Source organism: Traorella sp. mt218, assembly GCF_055420025.1.
In genome coordinates this window covers 1-3,946 of record NZ_JBVAYM010000049.1, presented here as the reverse complement: position 1 = coordinate 3,946, position 3,946 = coordinate 1, and the positions used below count along the sequence as shown (strand labels likewise).

Below are 3,946 nucleotides of genomic sequence, written 5' to 3'. Positions count from 1 at the left end.
CCTGTCCATCAAAATTGAAATTTCCTAATATATAAAAAAAAGCGCATGCATCAGCATGCGTAATTTATTTAAGTCGAAATCTCTTCGGTGCCAGATGATAGGTCAGAAATAAAGCAAGAATAATATAAACGATCGTCAAGCCGATGACCCAAGCACCAAAATAATGGGAATCGATCCGTTGCATGAATCCATAGCAGATAAAATAGGTCAATGCAGTCATCACCTGATAAAATGGATTTTTCATTTCTACTTCACTGTTAAAAGGCTGCAGCAGATAATAAAGCACCAGATAATGAACAGAAAAGAAAACGGAAAGACAAAGGATCGTTACCGGCAGGATCACATAATCGGATAGATTGGCACTTCCGCCACTTACTGCCAATAGGATTGTCAACCCCAACGCAATCACTCCTGCAGGCCGTAAATTAATGAGAATTAAGCTTTGCAGACGCTGTTTGAACATTCCCAATATTGCAGACGGCTGGCGATAAAAATGATAATGAAGCATCGCATTATCACAGTTGATGAACATTGCCTTCGTGATTGATTCACCGCGATTGATCAGATACATCAAAAACAATGAATAAGGAAGAAAACTGATCAAATATTCATTGATTCCTGCCCTTATCGGTTCCACTGCAGCAACTCCCACGATAAGCAAAGCAATCACTGCTAATGAACCAAGTGCGATCCGATTCGCTGTTTTTGTCAGCAAGCGTTTATGACGTTGAACAAACAAGTAATTTAAATAAGCATAGCCTTTTTTAGAAGTTGTGATATGCTCATATTCAATCTTATCCGTAAAAACTTTATTTCCTTGTTTTTGAACCTGTGTAACATTGAAAATAATATTCTCAGGCTTCAATAATTCTCTGTAAATAGCTGTATAACCATCAAACTTATATAAATAGCCAAAAGCCAATAAACCAAAAATGATCATGATTCCGCAAAGGATATAATAAAGGCTCATTGACATATACATTGAAAAGAATAACGGTACAAAAGCAGCTCCAAGAAAAAGCAGACATAAGACAAGCTTTAAGATATCTCCTTTATTTTCGTTATAAACCTTCTTCTGACTCTTCTTTAAAAGCAAAGCGCCAAAAATAAATTTGCAGGCAACGACCAATATAGAAAGGCTCAGACAAGAAATAAGATCAAGAGGAATAAATAACTGAATCAAATAAGCGGCAATGGCCATTCCGATAAAATTTTTGAACTGAAAATAAAGAAATTCACTCAAAGCGATCTTTTTAGCATCCATCCTCATCAAACAGATGGCATAATATTTATCCTTTGTAGGATTTAAGATCGAAGTATTCAGCAATCCGCCAATCAGCGTCATAAAAAAGAAAATATGAAAAGAAATCGTTGGATCGACAGACGTTTCCATCATCATGGACGGTAACATAAAAATCAAATAAAGATAAAGCAGCTTCCAAATAAAAAGTGTCACAAATTCATATAGAAAAGACAAGCATTTCGCAAATGTCTTCAGACCTTTTTTCGCATAGACATCATTCGGTATCACCCGTTTGATCAACGGAAAACGTTTTAAATAATATAAAAATGAATTTGTACGATAAACATTTTTTAGTTGAAATGAATAAATAAACTCATTCATCATCTTCACCCTTTAATCTGGAAATGATCTTTTCTTCAAAGGTATCCCGGTCTTCTCCATCACGTTCTATTCTTTCCAATTCTCCATGTGTTAAAAGGACGATCTCATCACAAAGATCCAAGGCCAGTTCCATGATATGCGTAGAAAAGATCAAAATATGCTTCCCCGATATATCTTTCAAAAGCTGTTTCATCTGGGCTGCCGCTACAACATCAAAACTTGTCAGCGGCTCATCAAGAAGAAGAATTTTCGGATTGAAGATAATATGCACAAGCATCATCATCTTATTTTTCATACCATGGGAATAATCTTTTAATAAGCGGTCGCGATCTTCCGGATCGATTCCCACTAAATTAAAATAGTCATCAATGCTTTTCAGATTACTGATCTTAGAACGATTGATATCGATAAAGAAATTTAAAAACTCTCTGCCTGTAAGAAAATCAGGAACCTGAGGTGTTGAATAGACATATCCGATATCATCCGTTGTCAGTTTTCTTTCCTGATTATTCTCAATGATCTTCATTTCTCCCTTGTCATAAGGAATATCTTCACTGATACAATTAAAAAGTGTCGTTTTACCTGCTCCGTTTCTTCCGAGAAGTCCGTAGATCTTTCCTTCTTCAAATTCAAAGGTAATATTTTTCAGGACTTCTTTTGAATCAAAGTTTTTTTGAATTCCCTCTAGTTTTAATTTCATAAAAACCTCCATCATCATATCTTTTATTATAGCTTTATGCCGATCATCATCAAGTTATATTTCTAAAGTGTCATCTGCTTGCATAAGGAAATAAAAGATACTATAATTAAATTGAAAGAGAGGAACAAGTATTATGAAAGACGTAAAATTTTTTAGATGTAATCATTGTGGCAATATCGTAGAAATGATCCATGAATCAGGCGTTCCTATTGTTTGTTGTGGTGAAAACATGCATGAATTGGTACCAAATACCAGTGACGGAGCAGGAGAAAAACATGTACCTGTGGTAAATGTAGAAGGCAATAATGTGGTTGTACGTGTTGGCAGCGTTGATCATCCAATGCTTCCTGAACATTATATTCAGTGGATCTATGTACAGACAAACCTGGGTGGTATGAAAAAATATCTGAATCCAAACGAAGAACCTACTGCTTCATTCAAGCTGGCTGAAGGTGAAAGCGTTGTAGCGGTTTACGAATATTGCAACCTTCACGGTCTTTGGAAAACAACTCTGTAAGCATGAAAAAAGCGATCATTTATCAAAATGATTCGCTTTTTTTTCGTTCAAGGTTTCATCGATTTGAATCGCAATATCCTGATTTTGTTCTTTAAACTCTTCAATCAGGTTTTCATATTCCTCCATCAAATCATTAAATTCACCATAATCTTCATCATCGAGCTTGATCGTTTCCATAATATGCTTCCCTTACCTTCTTTACGATATGTTTTGCATCCAATTCATATTTATCAAACAGTTCAGCAGGCTTACCGCTTTCTCCGAATGTATCCTGAACACCGACCATGATTAGCTTAGCAGGATAGCTTCGGCATAGACATTCAGCTACTGCACTTCCCAATCCGCCAATAACAGAATGTTCTTCAGCAGTAAGGATCACAGAATGTTTCTTTGCCATTTCTATAATGGTTTTCTCATCTAATGGTTTGATCGTATGAACATTAAGAATCGTCGGTGTAATACCTTCTTCTTTCAATAATTCACTTGCTTTTATTGCTTCCAGCACTTCCAGTCCGGTAGTGATGATCAAAACATCTTTTCCTTCCCGGATCACTTCTGCTTTTCCATATTCATATTGATAATTCTCATCATGTACCTGCTCCGTAGCCAAACGGCTCATACGTACATAGCATGGTCCCTTGATATCTGCTACTGCTTCAATCAGCTGTTCACATTCGATCGCATCAGCCGGCTGGAAGACCTTCATGCCCGGAATCACACGCATCAAAGCAATATCTTCGATACACTGATGGCTGGCACCATCTTCACCAACGCTCAGACCCGCATGAGTCGCACATATTTTTACATTCAGCGCAGGATAACCAATGCTGTTTCTGATCTGTTCATAGGCTCTGCCGCTCGCAAACATCGCAAAGCTTGACGCAAAGACAGTCTTGCCGCTGGCTGCCAGTCCGGCCGCCACGCCCATCATATTACCTTCCGCAATCCCCATATTAAAGAAGATATCCGGCTTTACTTTTTTTACACTTCCTGATTTTGTCGAACCTGAAAGGTCGGCATCTAACACAACGATATCATCTCTTTGCTGTGCTAATTTCATCAGTGCCTTTCCATAGGCTTCTCTTGTCGCAATTTTTGCCATCTT

5 protein-coding genes are annotated in these 3,946 nt (G+C 37.3%); 1 reads left to right on the top strand and 4 read right to left on the bottom strand.

Going from position 1 to position 3,946, the window contains the following annotated elements; all coding sequences use genetic code 11:
• Positions 1-64 precede the first annotated feature (64 nt).
• The gene (locus ACZYT3_RS12615) at positions 65-1,624 is read right to left on the bottom strand and encodes a hypothetical protein (protein ID WP_464088895.1); all 1,560 of its coding nucleotides are present in this window, start codon (positions 1,622-1,624) and stop codon (positions 65-67) included.
• Complete coding sequence (locus ACZYT3_RS12610) at positions 1,617-2,324, bottom strand: ABC transporter ATP-binding protein (protein WP_464088894.1); 708 nt, start codon at positions 2,322-2,324, stop codon at positions 1,617-1,619. The genes ACZYT3_RS12615 and ACZYT3_RS12610 overlap by 8 nt, the downstream gene beginning before the upstream one ends.
• 133 nt (positions 2,325-2,457) lie before the next feature.
• Between ACZYT3_RS12610 and ACZYT3_RS12605 the strand changes: the two genes are divergently transcribed.
• On the top strand, positions 2,458-2,841 hold the full coding sequence (locus tag ACZYT3_RS12605; protein ID WP_294561379.1) for a desulfoferrodoxin family protein: 384 nt from the start codon (positions 2,458-2,460) through the stop codon (positions 2,839-2,841).
• Between the two features lie 15 nt (positions 2,842-2,856).
• Here ACZYT3_RS12605 and ACZYT3_RS12600 read toward each other — a convergent pair whose 3' ends face one another.
• A complete protein-coding gene (locus tag ACZYT3_RS12600) occupies positions 2,857-3,018 on the bottom strand; it encodes a hypothetical protein (protein ID WP_294561380.1) in 162 nt (53 codons plus the stop codon).
• A complete protein-coding gene (locus ACZYT3_RS12595) occupies positions 2,996-3,943 on the bottom strand; it encodes a transketolase family protein (RefSeq protein WP_464088896.1) in 948 nt (315 codons plus the stop codon). The genes ACZYT3_RS12600 and ACZYT3_RS12595 overlap by 23 nt, the downstream gene beginning before the upstream one ends.
• Between the last annotated feature and the right edge of the window lie 3 nt (positions 3,944-3,946).